This window comes from Streptomyces sp. NPDC048420, assembly GCF_040651535.1.
Lineage (GTDB): Bacteria > Actinomycetota > Actinomycetes > Streptomycetales > Streptomycetaceae > Streptomyces.
Genome location: NZ_JBEZKG010000010.1, coordinates 1 through 21,707, shown reverse-complemented (window position 1 = coordinate 21,707; position 21,707 = coordinate 1). Strand labels below are relative to the sequence as shown.

Genomic DNA, 21,707 nt, shown 5'->3' with positions numbered 1-21,707 from the left:
CCGATGAACACCACCCTTCCCGGCGACGGCTCGGCCGATTCCGCGACCGTCACCACCGAGCGCCTGACGTTCCGCGTTCCGCCCGCTTTCTTCGAACTCCCTGTCTACGAGAGTGATGAGCAGGTCGGCCAGGCGCTGATCGAGCTGGCCCAGGACATCTACCCGCAGGGCACCCCCGAGCTCTGGTTCCAGTACGCGGCGACCCAACTGCCGGTGGTCGCCCAGATGATGGACGCCGGCGTCAGCTACGCCGGGTTCTGCCTGCTCGACCTCGACGGGCGGCGCAGCACCGCGACGGTGACGGCCGCTCTGCTGGAGTCCGTACCTGACGGGCAGAAGATGACCGCGTCGAGCGTGGCCGCGGAGCTCGCCGGACTGGGAGGGGACCAGGCCCAGGTCGAGACGGTCTGGCTCGCGGCCGGCGAGGCGGTGGCCCGGTTCTCCGCGGACATCACGACCCTCCCGGCGGAGGTCACCGACTCCGGCCGCCCCGAGGACGTGGAGGTCGGGAAGATCGCCGTCTACCTGCCGCTGCGCAAGGAGGCGGAGCTGGTGCTGTTCGAACTCAGCACCCCGTGCATGCAGGACTGGGACCTGTACTCCGACCTCTTCTTCAACATCGTGAACACCATCGAGCTCAACGACGGCGGGAGTCCGGCCGGGGCGCCGGTCCCCGAGCAGCCGGAGAACCTTCCGCCCGAGGCCCCGACGGACGCGACGAGCGGCGTCCAGGCACCCCTGCAGGCGCAGTCCGTGCGAGACGTCTTCGGATGAGCATCGACGACGGCACCGTCCCCGCCGAGGCCCTCGACCTGTTGCAGGTCAGGGCCGCACAGCTGGCGACGGTGCCGGGCCTGGCCGAGACGGCGCGGAAGATCGGCGACGACCGGGGCATCGACTACCTGGCCGATCCGCAGGTCGCGGCGATGCTCCAGCGCCACCGCCGGCTGCTGGGCGGGATGAACTCACGCGGGGCTTGGGGCGGCCTGCTGCTCGCCCCCGGGGCGGTCGGGGCCTGGTTCCTGGTCGACACCGTCGACTGGGCGGCCTCCGGCACCGCGGTCGGCGCAATACTCTGCACCCCGGTGGCGCTCCTGCTCTCGCTCAGCGTGTACCTGCTGGCCCGGGCGTTCCGGCTGCGCCACGTCTGGCTGCGCGGTGGTACCCGCGATCAGGTCAACGGGTACCTTCAGGTCCTGTCGGCGGCGGGACTCCCGCATCACCAACTGCCTGCCTGGCTGAAGCCGGTCACCGGAGAGAGATGGCGATGACGACTGTATTTGGCGTGCACGCGCAGGCCACCCAGGGCACCACGGCCCTCAACCTCCAGAGTGTCATCAAGGTGCGGGGCGGGAACCCCGTCTACGTCGCACGAGGATCCTCGAACGACGGCACACCGGACGACCTCGCCTCCGAGTTCACCCTCTACGAGGACCAGGCGGGCCACAAGCCCCTGTGCTCCGTGGCCCGACGGGGACCGAACCACACGCTGACCGTGACGGCACCCGACGGCTCCGTGCTCGCCCTGCTCCACCCACCGGCCGGCGGCCGCCGGTACGAGCTGGAACTCCCGGACGGCACACGACTGGTCGGCCGGGTCGGCACGGTCCCCGCGTGGGCCGTGTACGTCGTCCTCTCGCCCCTGGCGCTCCTCTACAACGCGGCGAGCCTCGTCGGGGGCTACGGCATCGACTGGCACCTGCCCAGCCGCACGGCCTGGCGCACGGGCGGCGGTTTCGGGCCCGCCCCGCTGAAGTTCTACGGCATCACCGACAAGTACAGGCTCCGCCCCTCCCAGCTGGACCCGCGCGTGGCCTACGCCCAGGCCGTGCTGCACTTCTGGTCCACCTGACCGCCCCGGGCCCACCGCACCACGACGGTGCGCGTACGGCGGTGGTGGCACCCTTCCCGGGTGTCGCCATCCTTCCCGCCGCCTCTGCGAGGTCAGGGCCCGGGCCTCGGCGAGCTGCTGCACTTCTGGTTCACCTGACCGCCCGGGCCCACCGCACCACGACCGTGCGCGTACGGCGGTGGCGGCACCCGACCCCGGGCGCCGCCACCGCCGTACCCACAACCGCTCAGCCCCTCAACCGACCCGCGCCCCCGCCGCCCGGGCCCGCTCCCGCGCCTCGGGGCTCACGCCGCGTTTGCGGGCCGACGTCCGGTCGTCCACCGCCGTGCGCTGGGCCACCCCGAACAGCCGGCGCGGGCCCGGTACGGCGACCACGCCCAGGAAGCGGGGGTCGCCCGCGAACCAGACCTCGCCCACCTCGCCGGACCTCACCTTCCGGACCCAGAAGGTGTAACCGCTGCCCAGGAAGCTGCCGTAGCCGAGGGAGACGGTCTTGTCCGGGCGTTCGGGGTCCGTGAAGGAGAACCTGGTGGTTCCGTTCTTCGCGGTCGACGCGGCTCCGGGGACCGACTGCCAGGGGTAGACCTTCAGGATCCGGCGCAGCGACCGGATGCCCAGGACCCTCGCCGTGTTGAGCATGGCCAGGTAGATCAGCACGAACAGGGCCGGGAAGAGGACCCAGAGCGTCCACACGGGCGTCAGCAGCACCGCGTACAGCCAGGCCACGAAGGCCCCGAGCGAGAGCACGAAGGCACTGAGTCGGAACGCGGCCGTACGGCGCCAGGCCCGCCGGGTGGCCGGGTCCTCGTACGCCGTCTTCGTCAGGGGAACGTCCACTGCGTCTGTCTCCATCGGGTCAGCCGAAGACCGCGCGCACGGACGCCTCGACCTCGGACTCGGGAATCTGCGCCTTGAACTCCTCGGGGAGCGGATTGTCGAAGCTCACCATCTCCGCCATGGCACGGTGGATGTCACGGTAGTGCTCGCGGGCGTCGACGGCCGTCGTCGTCAGGGTGAGCACCGCGAGGTTCCGCCCGTCCGGGAAGGGCAGGTACGCGGTCGCCTCGTACAGGGACCGCTGCCGGGCATCGGCCTCCGCCGGAAGCTCCACCAAGGCCTCGGTGAACGCGCCGGGCCCGCAGGGCAGGTCCGTCACGGAGACCGGCAGCGCGTTGTCGCGTGCGGTCGCCGCCTGTGCCGCCGCCAGCTTCGGCGGGGTCCACGGGATCTCGCGCCGGGCGAGCATGACGACCGACTCCAGCATGGCGCCGTCGTCCCCCTCGTGCGCGCCGATGGCGAAGCTCACCACGCCTTCCTGCCGCATCTGCGAGGTCAGGGCCCGGGCCTCGGCGAGCTGCTCCAGGAAGCCGGACTGCTGCTCCGGAGGGACCAGTTCCAGGAGGGAGTTGACGGCCTCGACGACCCTCGCGCCCTCGGGCGACTCCGGATCGGCGAACAGGTCGCGGAAGGGGACCTCCACATAGCCGGGCGCGAGCGCGAACCACAGGTCGCAGCCACGCTCCATGGCCGACTCGTCGATGGCGTACTCGAACTCGTCCGTGTCGTCGGTCATGAGTTCCACTCCTTCAGTGCGTCGCGCCGAACAGGATCTTCAGCGTCTTCAGGGCGGTGGCACCATGGCCGGCCCCGTCGAAACTGCCGGCCCGGACACCGTCCGCCCCGGTCGCCGCGTTCTCCGCGACGGGGTTCTTGATCTCGTCCCACAGGTTCTTGGCCACGCCGTACGTCCCGGTGAGCGCGCCCGCGCCGGAGACCGAGACGTCGATGATCCGCGCCGCCGAGGACGGGTCGGCGGCACCCTTCACCAGCCAGGTGGTCAGCGGGTTCTCGGCGGCGTGGATGCGCTGCGCGGCCAGCCAGGTCTTGCCGCCCGCGCTGCTCAGCTTCTCGCCCAGGGTGAGCGCCTCCGCGCCGGCGCTCGCCGACCGCGCGGCACCGTTGACCCCGCGAGCGACGGCACCGATGCCCGGCACCATGCCGAGGCTGTCGCCGACCACACCCACCGCGTTGCTCCAGAAGTCCGCGTCGAACTCCCCCTTGGTGAACCCGTCCTTGAGCGACGCCCGCACCACCGGGTTCGACAACCGGCTGATCAGCGTCGCCGCGCTCGCCGCCGCCGCGACCAGCAGGAGGATCGGGCCGACCGGTACGGCGAAGAAGAGCGCCGCGAGGCCCGCGATGGCCGCGATCGTGCCGAGGATGTCGGTGAGGTTGTCGCCGACCCAGTCCATGGCCTTCTCGAACCAGTTGGGCTCCTCGGGCGCCAGCTTGTCCGTGGAGTCCCGCAGCACACGCGCCTTGCCGCGGGCGTCGGTGCCGTGCTCCTCCTGGAGCTCCTGCGCCTTCCTGATGACGTCGCTGTAGGCGGTCCTGGCGTTGGTCACCGCCTCGCGTGCCTTGGTGAGCTCCTCGGTCGCCCGGTCCAGCCGCGCCTGCGCGTTCTTCAGCTCGGCGTCGTCCGTGAAGGTCTTGCCCGCCAGCTTGAGATCGGGGTTCGCGGAAGCGGTCTTCTCCTGGCCCTCCGCGGTGTCGATCTTCCCCTTCGCCTCCTTCGCGTCACCGTCGAGAGCGCGCGCCCGCTGCTGGTAGCCGTCGAGCGCCTTCTGCCAGTCGGCCAGCGCGGTGGCCGCCCTGGTGATGGAGGAGTGGGCGTTCTTCAGGTTCGTCGGCAGTGCCCCGTCGAGCTGCTCACGGAAGGCAACGGCCGCGTCCCCCTCCCAGTCGCCGCCCGAGCGCAGGTTCTCGATCATCTTGTGAGCGTCGGAGATGGTCTGCGCGGACTTCTGGAGCCGTGACGTCAGTTCCGATACGACCGTGACGTTGCCCGGTGCCGGATCGAAGCCCAGCGAAGGATAGGAGCTCACTTGCCGCCTCCCTGCGCCGCCGCCTTGCGGAAGCCCTCTTCGAGGGCGTGGTCGACCTCGTCGTAGTTGGCCTTGCTCTGGCCCACGCTGTCCGCGAACTTCCCGGTCAGCTCGGCGATCTGCTCGGAGCCGTACTTCCAGTGCTCGTGGAACTCGGCGCAGGCGTCGTCCAGCTCCTTGGTGCCGATGCCCTCCGCGGTCACGTCCTGCATCCACTTGCGGACGTTGTCGAGTTCCGCCTTCGCGTCCTCCAACGTCTTTCTGAAGCGCCCCAGTTCGGCGGTGTCGGTCTTGAAGTAGTCCGTCACGATCTCTCTCCCCGTTCGACAGCTTCTCTTCACGACAACAAACAGGGGCGGACCGCAGACACGGCCCGCCCCCTCACCAGAGCAGGCTCAGCTCTCCGGCAGGTATCCCGTCTGGACGAGCTGGCCGCTCGACCGGCGGGAGATGAACTGGCCACGGCCCTGCGGCTGCGGAGTGGCCTTGATGTTGTTGAACACCGGGCCCTCCGACGGGTCGCCGGACAGCACGATGCCCTGCGCGCCGAGCTCCTTGATCCGGGTGAGGACCGGCTCGAAGGAGGAGCGTGAGGCACCGGAGGTGGTGCGGGCCAGGATGATGCGCAGACCGAGGTCACGCGCGAACGGCAGGTACTCCATGAGCACCGACATCGGGTTGCCCATCGACGTGGCGACGAGGTCGTAGTCGTCGATGAAGATGAACGCGTCGGGCTCGTTGTACCAGGACCGGTTGCGCAGCTGGTCCGGCGTCACGTCCGGACCCGGCATACGGCGGCTCATCGAACCGGCCAGCGACTCCATGACCTCCTGGAGCTGCGGACCCGAGGCGCAGTACTTGTACATGTGGCTCTCGGGCACCTGGCCGAGCAGCGCGCGCCGGAAGTCCGACACCACGAACAGCGCCTTGTTGGGGGCGTACCGCTCCGAGATCTGCTTGGCCATGAACCGCAGCAGCGAGGACTTGCCGGACTCGCTCTCGCCGTAGATGACGAACAGCGGGTCGGTCTCGAAGTCCACGAAGACCGGCGAGAGGGTGAGCTCGTCGACGCCGATCGCGATACCGCGGCTGCCGAAGTCGCCGCCACCGGGCAGCTCGGACGCGTGCAGCATCGTCGGGAGCATCCGCACCTTCGGGGCCGTCGGGCCCTGCCAGGCGTTGTTGACGCTCTGCACGAGGTGCGCCATGCCGTCGGCGAGGTCCTCCACCTGTGTCGACCCGTCGATCCGGGGCGTCGCGGCGAGGTAGTCCAGCTTGTCCGGGGACAGACCGCGGCCGGGCTTGCCCATCGGCACGTTCTCGGCGCGCTTGCGGTCGAACTCCGACTCCATCGCGTCACCGAGCCGCAGTTCGAGCCGGCTCAGGATCTGGTCGCGCAGTGCCGGCCGCATCTCCGTGTACCGGGTTGCGGTGATGACCAGGTGGATGCCGAAACCGAGACCCCGCTGAGCGATGTCCGCGATGACCGGGTCGAGCATCTCGTAGTCGTTCTTGAACGTCGCCCAGCCGTCGATGATCAGGAAGACGTCACCCCACTGCTGGTCGGGGTAGTGCCCCTGCGCCCGGCGGGAGCGGAAGGTGTTCATGGAGTCGATGCTCTTGGAGCGGAAGAACTCCTCACGGGCGTTGAGGATGCCGTGCACCTCAGCGACCGTACGGCGGACCTTCTCCTGGTCCAGACGGGAGGCGGCGCCGCCCATGTGGGCCAGGTTCTCCAGCGCGAGCATGCCGCCGCCGCCGAAGTCGAGGGCGTAGAACTGCACTTCGGCCGGGGTGTGGGTGAGCGCGAACGACGTGATCATCGTGCGAACGAGCGTCGACTTGCCGGACTGCGGACCGCCCACGATCAGCGCGTGACCGGCGGAACCCGACAGGTCCGCGTACATCACGTCACGGCGCTGCTCGAAGGGCTTGTCGACCAGACCGACCGGGACGATCAGCTTGCCCTGGGCGTGATAGGCCTCGGCGTGCAGACCGCGCTCCGCGCTGATGTTGAGCGCCGGCAGCACCTGGTCGAGGCTGAACGGCTCGTCCAGCGGCGGCAGCCACACCTGGTGGGCGGGCGGACCCTGCCCGTCCAGGCGGCTGACGATGACGTCGAGGACGGTGTCGGCGAGGGCGTCGTCGACCTGGTTGCTGCGGGTCTCCGGCTCCGGCTCGGCGAGGATCCGCACCGGCACCGGCGCCGCCGTGAACAGCACGGGGGAGCGGTCGATCCGGCCGCCGCCCTGCGCCATCGGGCCGTTCGCCCGGTAGGTGCCCGACACATACGCGGCCTTGAACTGCACCATCGTCTCGGTGTCGTACTTGAGGATGCCCGCGCCGGGGACGTTCGGCAGGTGGTAGGCGTCGGGCACACCGATCGCCGTACGGGACTCGGCGGCCGAGAAGGTCCGCAGGCCGATGCGGTACGACAGGAAGGTGTCCAGGCCGCGCAGCTTGCCCTCCTCAAGTCGCTGCGAGGCGAGCAGCATGTGCACACCCAGCGAACGGCCGATCCGGCCGATCTGGATGAACATCTCGATGAAGTCCGGCTTGGCGGCGAGGAGTTCGCTGAACTCGTCGATGATCAGGACGAGCGAGGGCAGCGGGTCGAGAGCGGCACCGGCGGCGCGGGCCTTCTCGTAGTCGGTGATGTTGGCGTAGTTGCCGGCCGTGCGCAGAAGCTCCTGGCGGCGGGTCAGCTCACCGGTGATGGAGTCGCGCATGCGGTCGACGAGGGTGAGCTCGTCGGCCAGGTTGGTGATGACCGCGGAGACGTGCGGCATGGAGCCCATGCCGGTGAAGGTCGCACCGCCCTTGAAGTCCGCGAGGACGAAGTTGAGCGTCTCGGAGGAGTGCGTGACCGCGAGGCCCAGCACCAGGGTGCGCAGCAGCTCCGACTTTCCGGAACCGGTGGCGCCGACGCACAGGCCGTGCGGGCCCATGCCCTCCTGCGAGGCCTCCTTGATGTCCAGCATGACCGGCTCGCCGTTCTCGCCGAGACCGATCGGCACCCGCAGCCGCTCGTGCAGCGTGCGCGGCCGCCAGGTGCGCGAGACGTCCACGCCCGCCGCGTCACCGATCTGCATCAGGTCGGTGAAGTCCAGGTTCGCCAGCAGCGGTTCGTCCGCGTCGGCGGCACCGAGCCTGAGCGGCGCCAGCTGCCGGGCCAGCGACTCGGCCTGCGCCTGCGACAGCACGTCCGGGACACCGGTGAAGACACCCGTGCCCGCCTCCAGCTCCATGCCGTCGGGCCACACCCGCACCGACAGCGAGCCGCGCGCCTCGTCGAGGTCACCGGGGACCACCTCGATGATGGTCACGCCCTGCAGGCCCTCCGCCGAGGCGAGCACCGAGTCCGCGGGGACCCCGCCGCCGTCGAGGACGACGACCACGTGCGGCTGGTCGAGCACCGCCGAGCCGTCCCGGCTCCAGCGGGGACGGCCCTCCAGCTGGTGGGCGATCATCTCCTCCAGTTCGCCGAGGTCGAAGCAGAGCAGACGGCGGCTGCCGGCGCCGTCGGACTCCTTGTGCTGCATGTGCGGCAGCCACTTGGTCCACTCCCAGTCCACCGCGGCACCGGGCGCGGCCACGACCGCGATCACCACGTCGTCGGGGGAGTGCAGCGAGGCCAACTGGCCGACCACGGCGCGGGTCTGGCCGTAGACCGTCTCCGGGTCGCCGGAGATCGTCACGTGGTAGAAGGAGCGCAGCCCGATCGCCAGCGGGAGGTCACCGAGCGTGCCGTAGCTCGCGATGAACTGCTGCATCGAGTGGGCGGTCAGCGGCTCCAGTTCGTCGACCGGCGCGGTGTCGGGCGCGACCAGCGGCGTCGCCAACTGCTGCGGGCCCAGGCCGATCCGCACCTGGACGAAGTCCTGGTCCGTCGAACGCCGCTCCCACAGCCGGGAACCCTCCGCGATCAGCGCCCACAGCTGCTCCGGCGCCGGGTGCAGGTAGTACTGCGCGTCCCGCTGCTTGTGCACCGTGCGCCGCACCTCGCGCCGCTTCTGCGCCAGGTACTTGAGGTAGTCGCGCCGGGCCTCGGCCATCTGACCGGAGGGCCCCTTGCGGGACCGCACGATCTGGGCGATGACCATGGCGACCGTGGACGCCAGCATCAGACCGCCCATGACCTTCATGAAGCCGCCGCTCGCGGAGCTGTTCGGCATGAAGAAGAACGCTGCTGACGAACCCATGCCCAGCATGGGCAGCAGGTTCATCAGCATGCTGTCGTCCTCGGTACGAGGGAGTTCGGGAGGGGACTCGAGCTTGACCTCCTCACTCGGCACCTCCGGCGGGTAAACCCGCGGCGGGCGCTTGACGATGACAACGCTCACCGATCCACCAGTCCTTCACGCAATCGCAATGTCGAACCGCCCCCGTCGTGACGGCCCCCGTACGTTCGTCGACTCATGGGGCTCAGCCCACACGTGAGTCGGGCGTTGATCCTACTGTTCTGCGGGCCCGTTGAGCCGGGAGGGGATGAGGAGATGCCGCAAGAGGACGGTAGGGTGACGCTCCAAACGAAGCGCGGAGCGGGTTTCGCCCTGGCAAACCGCGACGAATCACCGAGTACTGGACTAGGGGGAACCGTCAGGTGAGTACGGTTTCAGCAACCGGATTCTGCCGGGTCACGGTGGCGGCACCGAACAGCCGGATCGATGTGGCACTCCCCGAGGACGTGCCGCTCTCTGACGTATACCCGGAGATTCTGCGGCTGTCGGGACAGACGCCCGAAGAGGCCGCGCCCACCGGGTACAACCTCGTGCGCAGGGACGGCTCCGTCCTCGACGACGGCCGCTCGCTCGCCGAACAGCAGATACGCGATGGTGAATTGCTGCTCCTGCGGCCGTTCGCGGACTCGCTGCCGCCCGCTGTCTTCGACGATGTCGTGGACGCCGTGGCCGCAGTCGTCGAGGCCGACCGGCGCAGCTGGAACGACGGCATGATGCGAATCGTCGGCCTGACCGCCGGCGCACTGCTGCTGACCATGATGGCGCTGGCGCTGTGGTTCTCCGAGCCGCTGCGCCACGACATGCACGGCCTGCCCGGCGTCATCGCGGGCGTCACCGGTGTCGTCCTCGTCGCGCTTGCCTCCGTCCGCGCGCGGGTCTACGACGACCACCACGCGGCCGTCGCCCTCGGACTCGCCTCGCTGCCGCACCTGATGGTCGGCGGCTCCGGCATCATGGGCCTGGACGCGGGCGAGGGTCCCGGCCGGCTGAACCTCCTCGTCGGCTTCGCCGCCGTCCTCGTCGCCGCGGTGCTGCTCGTCCTGATGCTCCCGCAGAAGGACGCGCCCTTCATCGCCGCCGCGTTCGGCGCCGGCATCGGCGTCCTCGCCACCTTCGCCGCGATCGTCTCCGAGGCCGAGCCGCGCGAGACCGCCGCCGTCACCGCCGTGGTCATGGTCGCCGTGATCGGCTTCCTGCCCGGCTGGTCCGCCCGCTTCTCCCGGTTGCCCATCGGCTTCCGCTCGCCCGACCAGATCGCCAAGCGCGGTCGCGCCGAGGACCAGCAGGAGCAGGAGCCGGTCGACTACCAGCTCATCACCGACCAGGCCCGCCGCGGCCACGAGCTGCTGCTCGGCCTCGTCGGCGGCAGCGCGGTCACCGGTGTCGCCTCCGCCGGTGTGGTGCTCGGCTTCTCCACCAGCGGCTGGGCCCAGCTCCTGTCCCTGGCGGCCGGCCTCGCCATGCTGATGCGGGCCCGTCTCTTCCTGTACACGTCCCAGGTCGTGACCCTGATGATCTCGGGCATCATCACCGTCGCCCTGCTGGTCCTCGGCCTCGCCCTGAACCCGCCGGCCGACATCATGGAAGAGCTCGTCTACAACCACAACCACGCCCCGCTGGACATCCGCACCGTCTGGCTCTCCGCCGCGGTCGCGTTCGGCGCCATGCTCCTGGTGGCCGTGGCCCTGATCGTGCCGCGCAAGGGCGTGACCCCGTTCTGGGGCCGCATGCTCGACCTGAGCGAGGGCGCGGTGCTCCTCTCGCTCGTCCCGCTCTGCCTCGCGGTCCTCGACCTGTACGCGGCGGCCCGCGGCATGACGAGCTGACGACCGTCCCGCGCAGTTGACAGCGGCTGTCACCCGGTGGCAGCCGCTGCGTCATGTGTACGACGCCGGCGTGGCCCGGGGCACTCCTGCCGGGCTGATACGCTGGCTGACGGCCGTTTGTGTACGCACCCCCGGAGCCCAGCGCTCTGGAGGCCGCGCCCAGCGGATCCCCGCCTCCCGAGTTACGGAAGCTCCCCTGAGAAGTGGACCAGGGGCACTCGGTGGCTACCCAAAGAGACTACGAGGAGTACGCGTGTCGCTCGACGCCGCTACGAAGAAGCAGATCATCACCGAGTTCGGTACCAAGGAGGGCGACACCGGCTCCCCCGAGGTCCAGGTCGCGATGCTCTCGCGCCGTATCTCGGACCTGACCGAGCACCTCAAGACCCACAAGCACGACCACCACTCCCGTCGTGGTCTGCTGATCCTGGTCGGTCAGCGCCGTCGCCTTCTCCAGTACCTGGCGAAGAAGGACATCCAGCGCTTCCGTGCGCTGGTCGACCGCCTCGGCATCCGCCGCGGTGCGGCGGGCGCCAAGTAGGACGCCGTGAAGGGAGCGGTTCCCGAAACGATCGGGGGCCGCTCCCTTTGCCGTACGTACGGAAACGTGCGCGGTGTCACACCCACTTTGTAGTGTGGTAGCACAACGCAGTACCAACGCTGTATCCACGAGGAGAGAAGTGCACCTCGCCGCCGCCGGTCCTCGGTAGTGGCCCCCGGGCCTTGCGAACCCGGGTGCTTCGATCGAAGACCGGCCCGCACCAGATGGAGCGCTTCTCCGCTCATGTCCCTCCGCCACACGGGCGGACCAGGACAAAAGACGAAACGCAGACGAAAGTAACGGAGAACACGCTAGTGGAGAACGAGACCCACTACGCCGAGGCCGTCATCGACAACGGCTCCTTCGGCACCCGCACCATCCGCTTCGAGACGGGCCGCCTCGCCAAGCAGGCCGCCGGCTCCGCCGTGGCCTACCTGGACGACGACACCATGGTGCTGTCGGCCACCACCGCCTCGAAGAACCCCAAGGACCAGCTCGACTTCTTCCCCCTGACGGTGGACGTCGAGGAGCGGATGTACGCCGCCGGCAAGATCCCCGGCAGCTTCTTCCGCCGTGAGGGCCGCCCCTCCGAGGACGCCATCCTCACCTGCCGGCTGATCGACCGCCCGCTGCGCCCCTCCTTCAAGAAGGGCCTGCGCAACGAGATCCAGGTCGTCGCCACCATCATGGCGCTCAACCCCGACCACCTGTACGACGTCGTGGCTATCAACGCCGCCTCCGCGTCCACCCAGCTGGCCGGCCTGCCCTTCTCCGGCCCGATCGGCGGCGTCCGCGTCGCGCTGATCAACGGCCAGTGGGTGGCCTTCCCGACGCACTCCGAGCTCGAGGACGCCGTCTTCGACATGGTCGTCGCGGGCCGCACCCTGGAGGACGGCGACGTCGCGATCATGATGGTCGAGGCCGAGGCCACCGAGAAGACCATCCAGCTGGTCAAGGGCGGCGCCGAGGCCCCGACCGAGGAGGTCGTCGCCGCCGGTCTGGAAGCCGCGAAGCCCTTCATCAAGGTGCTCTGCAAGGCCCAGGCCGACCTCGCCTCCAAGGCCGCCAAGCCGACCGGCGAGTTCCCGATCTTCCTCGACTACCAGGACGACATCCTGGAGGCGCTGTCCGCCGCCGTCCGCCCGGAGCTCGCCTCCGCGCTGACCATCGCGGGCAAGCAGGAGCGCGAGTCCGAGCTGGACCGCGTCAAGGCGCTCGCCGCCGAGAAGCTCCTGCCGGAGTTCGAGGGCCGCGAGAAGGAGATCTCCGCCGCGTACCGCTCCCTGACCAAGCAGCTCGTCCGCGAGCGCGTGATCAAGGAGAAGAAGCGCATCGACGGCCGTGGCGTCACGGACATCCGTACGCTCGCCGCCGAGGTCGAGGCCATCCCGCGCGTGCACGGCTCCGCGGTGTTCGAGCGTGGCGAGACCCAGATCCTGGGCGTCACCACCCTCAACATGCTCCGTATGGAGCAGCAGCTGGACACCCTCTCCCCGGTGACCCGCAAGCGCTACATGCACAACTACAACTTCCCGCCGTACTCCACCGGCGAGACCGGCCGCGTCGGCTCCCCGAAGCGCCGCGAGATCGGCCACGGCGCCCTCGCCGAGCGCGCCCTGGTCCCGGTCCTGCCGACCCGCGAGGAGTTCCCCTACGCGATCCGCCAGGTCTCCGAGGCGCTGAGCTCCAACGGCTCGACGTCCATGGGCTCGGTCTGCGCCTCCACCATGTCGCTGCTGAACGCCGGTGTGCCGCTGAAGGCCCCCGTCGCCGGTATCGCCATGGGCCTGATCTCCCAGGACATCGAGGGCGAGACGCACTACGTCACGCTCACCGACATCCTCGGTGCGGAGGACGCCTTCGGCGACATGGACTTCAAGGTCGCCGGCACCAAGGAGTTCGTCACCGCCCTCCAGCTCGACACCAAGCTGGACGGCATCCCCGCCTCCGTCCTGGCCGCCGCTCTCAAGCAGGCCCGTGACGCCCGCCTCCACATCCTTGACGTGATGATGGAAGCGATCGACACGCCGGACGAGATGTCCCCGAACGCCCCGCGGATCATCACCGTCAAGATCCCCGTGGACAAGATCGGTGAGGTCATCGGCCCCAAGGGCAAGATGATCAACCAGATCCAGGAGGACACCGGCGCCGAGATCACGATCGAGGACGACGGCACCATCTACATCGGTGCCGCCGACGGCCCGGCCGCCGAGGCCGCCCGCACCACGATCAACTCGATCGCCAACCCGACCATGCCGGAGGTCGGCGAGCGCTACCTGGGCACGGTCGTCAAGACGACCACGTTCGGCGCGTTCGTGTCGCTGCTCCCGGGCAAGGACGGTCTGCTGCACATCTCGCAGATCCGCAAGCTGGCCGGCGGCAAGCGCGTCGAGAACGTCGAGGACGTGCTCGGCGTGGGCGCCAAGGTCCAGGTCGAGATCGCCGAGATCGACTCCCGCGGCAAGCTCTCCCTGATCCCGGTCATTGAGGGCGAAGAAGCGGACGACGACAAGAAGGACGACACCGACAAGTGACGTCGAGCAGCTCGACGGCGACGGCCCGCACCTCCTCGGAGGCGCGGGCCGTCGCCCGTACCCAAACCCTGATCAAGGGCGAGAACGGCATCGGCACGGTCCGCAAGACCACCCTCCCGGGCGGCCTGCGCATCGTCACCGAGACCCTCCCCTCGGTCCGCTCCGCGACCTTCGGCATCTGGGCGCACGTGGGCTCCCGTGACGAGACACCGTCCCTGAACGGCGCCACGCACTACCTGGAGCACCTCCTCTTCAAGGGCACCCAGCGCCGGTCCGCCCTGGACATCTCCTCCGCCCTCGACGCGGTCGGCGGCGAGATGAACGCGTTCACGGCGAAGGAGTACACGTGCTACTACGCACGCGTGCTCGACGCCGACCTGCCGCTCGCCATCGACGTCGTCTGCGACATGCTGACCGGCTCGCTGATCCTCGAAGAGGACGTCAACGTCGAGCGCGGCGCGATCCTCGAAGAGATCGCCATGACCGAGGACGACCCGGGCGACTGCGTGCACGACCTGTTCGCGTCCACCATGTTCGGCGACAACCCCCTCGGCCGCCCGGTCCTCGGCACGGTCGACACCGTCAACGCCCTCACCGCCGACCGCATCCGCCGCTTCTACAAGAAGCACTACGACCCCACGCACCTGGTCGTGGCAGCAGCGGGCAACGTCGACCACAACAAGGTCGTACGCCAGGTCCGCGCCGCCTTCGAGAAGGCCGGCGCCCTCAAGAACCCCGACGCCACGCCCATCGCCCCGCGAGACGGCAGGCGTGCCCTGCGCACCGCGGGCCGCGTCGAGCTGATCGGCCGCAAGACCGAACAGGCCCACGTCGTCCTCGGCATGCCGGGACTCGCCCGCACCGACGAGCGCCGCTGGGCCCTCGGCGTCCTGAACACCGCGCTGGGCGGCGGCATGTCGTCAAGGCTGTTCCAGGAGGTCAGGGAGAAGCGCGGGTTGGCGTACAGCGTCTACTCCTACACCTCCGGCTTCGCCGACTGCGGCCTGTTCGGCGTGTACGCCGGCTGCCGGCCCTCGCAGGTCCACGACGTGCTGAAGATCTGCCGCGACGAACTCGACCAGGTCGCCGAACACGGCCTCTCGGACGACGAGATCGGCCGCGCCATCGGCCAGCTGAGGGGCTCCACGGTCCTGGGCCTTGAGGACACCGGCGCGCTGATGAACCGCATCGGCAAGAGCGAGCTGTGCTGGGGCGAGCAGATGTCCGTCGACGACATGCTGTCGCGGATAGCCTCGGTCACCCCGGACGACGTGCGTGCGGTCGCCCGCGAGATCCTGGGACGGCGCCCGTCGCTGTCGGTCATAGGCCCGCTGAAGGACAAGCAGGCCGCTCGACTGCACGAAGCGGTCGCGTAAGCCCTCCCCTTAAGGAAGCAAGAAGATGAGCAAGCTGCGCGTGGCGGTCCTCGGTGCCAAGGGCCGGATCGGCGCCGAGGCGGTCAAGGCCGTCGAGGCCGCCGAGGACATGGAACTGGTCGCCGCCCTGGGCCGGGGCGACAAGCTGGAGACCCTGGCCGAGAGTGGCGCCCAGGTCGCCGTCGAACTGACCACGCCGGCCTCGGTGATGGACAACCTGGAGTACTGCGTCGGCCACGGCATCCACGCCGTCGTCGGTACGACGGGCTGGACCGACGAACGCCTCGCGAAGCTGAAGGGCTGGTTGTACGCGTCCCCGGAGACGGGCGTGCTCATCGCTCCCAACTTCTCCATCGGCGCCGTCCTGACCATGAAGTTCGCGCAGATCGCCGCGCCCTACTTCGAGTCCGTCGAGGTCATCGAGCTGCACCACCCCAAGAAGGTCGACGCCCCGTCCGGCACCGCCGCCCGCACGGCCCAGCTCATCGCCGAGGCCCGGCGCGCGGCGGGTACGGCCCCGGCCCCGGACGCCACCGAGACGGCACTGGACGGCGCGCGGGGCGCGGACGTCGACGGTGTTCCCGTCCACTCCGTCCGGCTGCGCGGTCTGCTGGCCCACCAGGAGGTCCTGCTGGGCGGCGAGGGCGAGACGCTGACCATCCGCCACGACTCCCTCCACCACAGCAGCTTCATGCCGGGCATCCTGCTCGGCGCGCGCCGCGTGGTGACCACCCCGGGCCTGACCTTCGGCCTGGAACACTTCCTGGACCTGGGCTGACACCGTCATGCGAGCCAAGCTGTCCTACGCCGTAACGGCCGCCGTCCTGCTCGTCTACTTCGTGCTGGTCGGCAGCCGCGGTGTCATGCTCATCCAGTCCGGCACCCTGCTGACGGTCACCTTCGGCGTGGCGGTGCTGATCCTGCCGGTGATCGGCCTGTGGTTCCTGTGGAAGAACACCCAGTTCGTCCGCCGGGCCAACGCCCTCGCCGCCGAACTCGACGCCGAGGGCGGCCTGCCCGTCGACGAGCTGAAGCGCACGCCCGGCGGCCGGATCGACCGTGACTCGGCCGACGAGGTCTTCGCCAAACGCAAGGCCGAGACCGAGGCGGCCCCCGACGACTGGCGCAGCTGGTTCCGCCTCGCCATCGCCTACCACGACGCCCGCGACACCCCGCGGGCCCGCAAGGCGATGCAGCGCGCGATAGCCCTGCATGACGGCAGGACGATCGAGGCCTAGCCCCACCTACGCCGACGTCTCACGCACACACCGAAGGGGCCGGCCCGCAGCTGTCGCGGACCGGCCCCTTCGGCGTACAGCCGGTCAGATACGCCCGTACTCCGCCGCCCACGCCTCCACCGCGTCCGCGGCCCGGTCGAACGCCTGGCCGCGCGCCAGGAAGTCCGCGCTGTGCGTGGTCAGCAGCGGCGGCACGTCCTCCGGCGCCCTGCCCTGTCGTACGAGGGTCAGGGCCTGTCCCTGGACCGTGCGGGGCAGTCCGAGCCAGCGCACCGGCTGCTGCGCCGTCCGCACCCCGACGACCTGGTCCCAGGGCACCGTGCGGGTGAACAGGAAACCCACCCGACGCACCCCGCGGGCGCTCACCCACACACCGACGCGCAGCAGCCGCAGCGCGCCGATGATGACGAGCACCGCGATGCCGAGCACCACGCCGGCCTCGGACGGCTTGTCGGTCAGCGCGATGATCACCGCGGCGAACAGCACGTACGAGGCGAGCAGCAGAAGGATCGCGGCCACGCCCACCCGCCACGGACCGGGCCGGTAAGGACGCCGCCAGCGGTCACGGTCGTCGAACGGCAGCGCGACGTCGTCCGGCGTCTCGAATGCGCGGTCGGCCGTCAGGAAGGGCAGGGGCACGGCGGGTCCTCACTCGATCCATACGTGGGCTGTGCCCGGTGAGGTTATCCGCCGGTGTCCCCGCGAGCCACCTTCGGGGGCGCGGTTGAGTCAGTGTCCCTGGGACGCCTGCGACTGCTGGTTCTGTGAGGGCGCCTGGTCCTGTGACAGCGCCGGCATCCCGAGGACCAGGGAGCCCACGAGTCCGGCGACGACGGTGACTCCCATCAGCCAGCGCCCGGCTATCTCACTGGCGGACGCACGCTGCCGGGGTGGCGGAGTGACATTGCTGCGGAACCTGTCGGCTTCGGCGAGAAAGGCGAACGGTACGGGCTCGCGCCGACGCAACAGCATGGGGGTACGTCTCCCTTCGGGGATCGAAACAGCAACTGCTGCCTGTACAGACGAGCGGGTACCGCAAATGGTGCCCAACTATCGCCAAATCGTCTGACGAGAGCCACGTAGAGTGGGCGCCGACCGCAGATGTGATGGGAAGGACCTTCCGTGACCCCCGCCGCCGACCCCAATATCTCCTTGCGCAGCGACGTCACCGTCGAACTGGTGAAGTCCAGCGCTTCGGACTCCGACGTCCTGTTCGCTGCCCGTGTCTCGACCCTGGGTGAGCAGTCCCTCGACGAGTTGCAGAAGGACCCCGAGCGCTCCAAGGGTTTGATCAACTACCTGATGAGGGACCGGCATGGCAGCCCCTTCGAGCACAACTCCATGACCTTCTTCATCACGGCGCCGATCTTCGTCTTCCGTGAGTTCATGCGGCACCGCGTGGGCTGGTCGTACAACGAGGAGAGCGGTCGCTACCGGGAGCTCCAGCCGATCTTCTACGTTCCCGGTGCGGACCGGAAACTCGTCCAGGAGGGCCGCCCCGGCAAGTACGTCTTCGTCGAGGGCTCCCCCCAGCAGCACGAGGTGGTCCGCAGCGTCCTCGACGACTCCTACCAGCAGGCGTACACCGCCTACCAGAAGCTGCTGGCCGAGGGCGTCGCCCGTGAGGTCGCCCGCTCGGTCCTGCCCGTCGGCCTGTTCTCCTCGATGTACGCCACCTGCAACGCCCGCTCGCTCATGCACTTCCTCGGCCTGCGCACCCAGCACGAGGAGGCGACGGTGCCGTCCTTCCCGCAGCGGGAGATCGAGATGGTCGGCGAGAAGATGGAGGCGGAGTGGGCGAAGCTCATGCCGCTCACCTACGCGGCCTTCAACACGAACGGCCGTATGGCGCCGTAACGGACGCCTGTTTCCCGGTAGGGCACAGATGTGCGGATCCACCTCGCGAAGTGTCCGGATTGCGGCATTTGGAGAAGTTCATCTAGCCTGATCAAACGGACCCGGCACTGCTTGAACCCCCGAGCAGGCAGTGCCGGGCTCCGCATTTGTCCGGACTTTCCCGAGCCCCCGAGGGCAGACCGTGTGATGAGCACCGAGTAGCGTGTATGCCATGGCTCCGACCTCCACTCCGCAGACCCCCTTCGGGCGGGTCCTCACCGCCATGGTCACGCCGTTCACGGCGGACGGCGCACTCGACCTCGACGGCGCACAGCGGCTCGCCACCCACCTGGTGGACGCAGGCAACGACGGCCTGATCGTCAACGGCACCACCGGCGAGTCCCCCACCACCAGCGACGCGGAGAAAAAGGACCTAGTACGAGCCGTACTGGAGGCGGTCGGCGACCGAGCCCACGTCGTCGCCGGCGTCGGCACCAACGACACCCGCCACAGCATCGAGCTGGCCCGCACCGCCGAGAAGACCGGCGCGCACGGCCTGCTGATCGTGACGCCGTACTACAACAAGCCCCCGCAGGAGGGCCTGTACCGGCACTTCAAGGCCGTCGCCGACGCCGCCGAGCTGCCCGTCATGCTCTACGACATCCCGGGCCGCAGCGGTGTCCCGATCAGCACCGAGACGCTGGTCCGGCTCGCCGAGCACCCGCGGATCGTCGCCAACAAGGACGCCAAGGGCGACCTCGGCCGCGCGAGCTGGGCCATCTCCCGCTCCGGCCTCGCCTGGTACTCCGGCGACGACATGCTGAACCTCCCGCTGCTCTCCGTGGGCGCGGTCGGCTTCGTCTCGGTCGTCGGCCATGTGGTCACCCCGGACCTGCGCGCCCTGGTCGAGGCGTTCGTCTCCGGCGACGTCCAGAAGGCCACCGAGATCCACCAGAAGCTGCTTCCCGTCTACACGGGGATGTTCCGCACCCAGGGCGTGATGACGACCAAGGCGGCGCTCGCCCTCCAGGGCCTGCCCGCCGGGCCCCTGCGCGCCCCCATGGTCGAGCTTTCCGCCGAGGAGATCGAGCAGCTCAAGATCGATCTTGCCGCCGGCGGGGTACAGCTCTAGCACCAGACTTCGCGCGCCCGGCGCGCAACCAGACTCAACAACTGAATACGCGGGCCACCGGTGCCCGCACCACAACGACAACTGCTACACGCACGAACGTCACGCACGCCATGTGCCCCACCGGTACGTGGCGTGAGTGGTGAGGAGAGTCTTTTGAGTCATCCGCATCCCGAACTGGCCCCGCCCCCGCCGCTCCCCGAGGGCGGCCTGCGGGTCACCCCACTCGGCGGTCTCGGCGAGATCGGCCGAAACATGACGGTCTTCGAGTACGGCGGCCGCCTGCTGATCGTCGACTGCGGCGTGCTCTTCCCGGAGGAGGAGCAGCCCGGAATTGACCTGATCCTGCCGGACTTCTCGTCTGTGCGGGACCGCCTCGACGACATCGAGGGCATCGTCCTCACGCACGGCCACGAGGACCACATCGGCGGCGTCCCCTATCTCCTCCGCGAGAAGCCGGACATCCCGCTGATCGGCTCCAAGCTGACCCTCGCGCTCATCGAGGCCAAGCTCCAGGAGCACCGCATCCGCCCGTACACCCTTGAGGTGGCGGAGGGGCACCGCGAGCGCATCGGCCCCTTCGACTGCGAGTTCGTCGCGGTCAACCACTCCATCCCCGACGCCTTGGCCGTGGCCATCCGTACCCCCGCGGGCATGGCGGTCCACACCGGCGACTTCAAGATGGACCAGCTCCCGCTGGACGGCCGCCTCACGGACCTGCACGCCTTCGCGCGGCTGAGCGAGGAGGGCATCGACCTGCTTCTCTCGGACTCGACGAACGCCGAGGTCCCGGGCTTCGTCCCGCCCGAGAAGGACATCTCGAACGTCCTGCGGCAGGTCTTCGCCAATGCCCGCAAGCGGATCATCGTGGCGAGCTTCGCCAGCCACATCCACCGCATCCAGCAGATCCTGGACGCGGCCCACGAGTACGGCCGCCGGGTCGCCTTCGTCGGCCGCTCCATGGTCCGCAACATGGGCATCGCGAGGGACCTCGGCTATCTGAAGGTCCCCCCGGGCCTGGTGGTCGACGTCAAGACGCTCGACGACCTCCCGGACCACGAGGTGGTCCTGGTCTGCACGGGCTCGCAGGGCGAACCGATGGCCGCCTTGTCCCGCATGGCCAACCGCGACCACCAGATCCGGATCGTCAACGGCGACACGGTCATCCTCGCCTCCTCGTTGATCCCGGGTAACGAGAACGCGGTCTACCGCGTGATCAACGGCCTGACCCGCTGGGGTGCCAACGTCGTCCACAAGGGCAACGCCAAGGTGCACGTCTCGGGCCACGCGTCCGCGGGCGAGCTCCTGTACTTCTACAACATCTGCCGCCCGAAGAACCTGATGCCGGTCCACGGCGAATGGCGCCACCTGCGCGCCAACGCCGAGCTGGGCGCCCTGACCGGCGTCCCGCATGACCGCATCGTCATCGCCGAGGACGGCGTCGTCGTCGACCTCGTCGAGGGCAAGGCGAAGATCTCGGGCAAGGTCCAGGCGGGCTACGTCTACGTCGACGGCCTCTCGGTCGGCGATGTCGGCGAGCCGGCGCTCAAGGACCGCAAGATCCTCGGAGACGAGGGCATCATCTCGGTCTTCCTGGTCGTCGACTCGTCCACCGGCAAGATCACCGGTGGCCCGCACATCCAGGCGCGCGGCTCGGGCATCGAGGACTCGGCGTTCGGCGACGTGATCCCCAGGATCACCGAGGTCCTGGAGCGCTCGGCACAGGACGGCGTGGTCGAACCCCACCAGCTGCAACAGCTGGTGCGTCGGACCCTGGGCAAGTGGGTCTCCGACACGTATCGCCGCAGGCCGATGATCCTCCCCGTGGTGGTGGAGGTCTGACGGTTCGTCGGACGGCCGTCCGAGTGAACTGGGAGCGGGGCGCCTCGATTTGCATCGAGGCGCCCCGCTCCAGTACGTTTACGGCTCCGCCTCGGGGGGAACCCGGCCGCTTCGTGCGCCGGACCCAGTCCCCGAACGGGGCGGGAAATCCGACTCAGGACTTCTGATAAAGTCGGAGCCGCCGGAAAGGGAAACGCGGAAGCGGGAACCTGGAAAGCACCGAGGAAATCGGAACCGGAAACGGTCTGATAGAGTCGGAAACGCAAGACCGAAGGGAAAAGCACCGGAGGAAAGCCCGAGAGGGTGAGTACAAAGGAAGCGTCCGTTCCTTGAGAACTCAACAGCGTGCCAAAAATCAACGCCAGATATGTTGATACCCCGTCTCCGGTCATTCGGCTGGGGCGAGG

General features: G+C 69.3%; 19 protein-coding genes. 12 read left to right on the top strand and 7 right to left on the bottom strand.

What is annotated here, in order from left to right:
* Positions 1 to 3: 3 nt before the first annotated feature.
* The 3 genes from AB0D34_RS19345 to AB0D34_RS19335 are packed head-to-tail and all read left to right on the top strand — an operon-like array spanning position 4 to position 1,852.
* The gene (locus AB0D34_RS19345) at positions 4 to 774 is read left to right on the top strand and encodes a hypothetical protein (protein WP_362662997.1); all 771 of its coding nucleotides are present in this window, start codon (positions 4 to 6) and stop codon (positions 772 to 774) included.
* The gene (locus tag AB0D34_RS19340; RefSeq protein ID WP_362662996.1) at positions 771 to 1,271 is read left to right on the top strand and encodes a hypothetical protein; all 501 of its coding nucleotides are present in this window, start codon (positions 771 to 773) and stop codon (positions 1,269 to 1,271) included. Before AB0D34_RS19345 ends, AB0D34_RS19340 begins: the two co-directional genes overlap by 4 nt.
* Complete coding sequence (locus tag AB0D34_RS19335; RefSeq protein WP_362662995.1) at positions 1,268 to 1,852, top strand: hypothetical protein; 585 nt, start codon at positions 1,268 to 1,270, stop codon at positions 1,850 to 1,852. Before AB0D34_RS19340 ends, AB0D34_RS19335 begins: the two co-directional genes overlap by 4 nt.
* A gap of 234 nt (positions 1,853 to 2,086) precedes the next feature.
* On the opposite strand, the gene AB0D34_RS19330 is transcribed toward AB0D34_RS19335, so the two are convergent.
* The 5 genes from AB0D34_RS19330 to eccCa form a co-directional block, all read right to left on the bottom strand.
* Positions 2,087 to 2,704, bottom strand: coding sequence for a hypothetical protein (locus AB0D34_RS19330; protein WP_362662994.1), 618 nt, complete (start codon positions 2,702 to 2,704; stop codon positions 2,087 to 2,089).
* 4 nt (positions 2,705 to 2,708) lie between these two features.
* Positions 2,709 to 3,425, bottom strand: a complete 717-nt coding sequence (locus AB0D34_RS19325) for a hypothetical protein (protein WP_362662993.1) — start codon at positions 3,423 to 3,425, stop codon at positions 2,709 to 2,711.
* Between the two features lie 13 nt (positions 3,426 to 3,438).
* Complete coding sequence (locus AB0D34_RS19320; protein ID WP_362662992.1) at positions 3,439 to 4,737, bottom strand: hypothetical protein; 1,299 nt, start codon at positions 4,735 to 4,737, stop codon at positions 3,439 to 3,441.
* Complete coding sequence (locus tag AB0D34_RS19315) at positions 4,734 to 5,045, bottom strand: hypothetical protein (protein ID WP_362662991.1); 312 nt, start codon at positions 5,043 to 5,045, stop codon at positions 4,734 to 4,736. Before AB0D34_RS19315 ends, AB0D34_RS19320 begins: the two co-directional genes overlap by 4 nt.
* Positions 5,046 to 5,132: 87 nt before the next feature.
* Positions 5,133 to 9,080: a type VII secretion protein EccCa gene (gene eccCa / locus AB0D34_RS19310; RefSeq protein ID WP_362662990.1), complete on the bottom strand. Its 3,948-nt coding sequence runs from the start codon at positions 9,078 to 9,080 to the stop codon at positions 5,133 to 5,135.
* Positions 9,081 to 9,340: 260 nt separating this feature from the next.
* On the opposite strand from eccCa, the gene eccD reads away from it, so the two are divergent.
* From eccD to AB0D34_RS19280, 6 genes are all read left to right on the top strand, one after another.
* Positions 9,341 to 10,804, top strand: a complete 1,464-nt coding sequence (gene eccD, locus AB0D34_RS19305; RefSeq protein ID WP_362662989.1) for a type VII secretion integral membrane protein EccD — start codon at positions 9,341 to 9,343, stop codon at positions 10,802 to 10,804.
* 253 nt (positions 10,805 to 11,057) lie between these two features.
* Complete coding sequence (gene rpsO / locus AB0D34_RS19300; protein ID WP_005479656.1) at positions 11,058 to 11,345, top strand: 30S ribosomal protein S15; 288 nt, start codon at positions 11,058 to 11,060, stop codon at positions 11,343 to 11,345.
* Positions 11,346 to 11,659: 314 nt separating this feature from the next.
* Entirely contained in the window at positions 11,660 to 13,879 is a 2,220-nt protein-coding gene (locus tag AB0D34_RS19295; protein ID WP_362662988.1) for a polyribonucleotide nucleotidyltransferase, read from the top strand.
* A complete protein-coding gene (locus tag AB0D34_RS19290) occupies positions 13,876 to 15,255 on the top strand; it encodes a pitrilysin family protein (protein ID WP_362662987.1) in 1,380 nt (459 codons plus the stop codon). The genes AB0D34_RS19295 and AB0D34_RS19290 overlap by 4 nt, the downstream gene beginning before the upstream one ends.
* A gap of 25 nt (positions 15,256 to 15,280) precedes the next feature.
* Positions 15,281 to 16,033, top strand: a complete 753-nt coding sequence (gene dapB, locus AB0D34_RS19285; RefSeq protein ID WP_362662986.1) for a 4-hydroxy-tetrahydrodipicolinate reductase — start codon at positions 15,281 to 15,283, stop codon at positions 16,031 to 16,033.
* Positions 16,034 to 16,040: 7 nt separating this feature from the next.
* On the top strand, positions 16,041 to 16,493 hold the full coding sequence (locus AB0D34_RS19280) for a hypothetical protein (protein ID WP_362662985.1): 453 nt from the start codon (positions 16,041 to 16,043) through the stop codon (positions 16,491 to 16,493).
* Positions 16,494 to 16,577: 84 nt separating this feature from the next.
* Here the strand turns inward: AB0D34_RS19280 and AB0D34_RS19275 are convergent, their stop codons facing one another.
* Positions 16,578 to 17,132, bottom strand: a complete 555-nt coding sequence (locus tag AB0D34_RS19275; RefSeq protein ID WP_362662984.1) for a phage holin family protein — start codon at positions 17,130 to 17,132, stop codon at positions 16,578 to 16,580.
* 90 nt (positions 17,133 to 17,222) lie between these two features.
* Positions 17,223 to 17,462 carry a hypothetical protein gene (locus AB0D34_RS19270; protein ID WP_362663502.1) on the bottom strand — a complete coding sequence of 80 codons (240 nt, stop codon included), beginning with the start codon at positions 17,460 to 17,462 and terminating at the stop codon, positions 17,223 to 17,225.
* Positions 17,463 to 17,615: 153 nt separating this feature from the next.
* Here AB0D34_RS19270 and thyX point away from each other — a divergent pair, with 153 nt between their 5' ends.
* From thyX to AB0D34_RS19255, 3 genes are all read left to right on the top strand, one after another.
* Positions 17,616 to 18,350, top strand: a complete 735-nt coding sequence (gene thyX, locus AB0D34_RS19265; RefSeq protein WP_362662983.1) for an FAD-dependent thymidylate synthase — start codon at positions 17,616 to 17,618, stop codon at positions 18,348 to 18,350.
* A 211-nt stretch (positions 18,351 to 18,561) separates the two neighbouring features.
* The gene (gene dapA / locus AB0D34_RS19260; protein WP_362662982.1) at positions 18,562 to 19,461 is read left to right on the top strand and encodes a 4-hydroxy-tetrahydrodipicolinate synthase; all 900 of its coding nucleotides are present in this window, start codon (positions 18,562 to 18,564) and stop codon (positions 19,459 to 19,461) included.
* 153 nt (positions 19,462 to 19,614) lie between these two features.
* On the top strand, positions 19,615 to 21,300 hold the full coding sequence (locus AB0D34_RS19255; protein WP_362662981.1) for a ribonuclease J: 1,686 nt from the start codon (positions 19,615 to 19,617) through the stop codon (positions 21,298 to 21,300).
* Positions 21,301 to 21,707 lie beyond the last annotated feature (407 nt).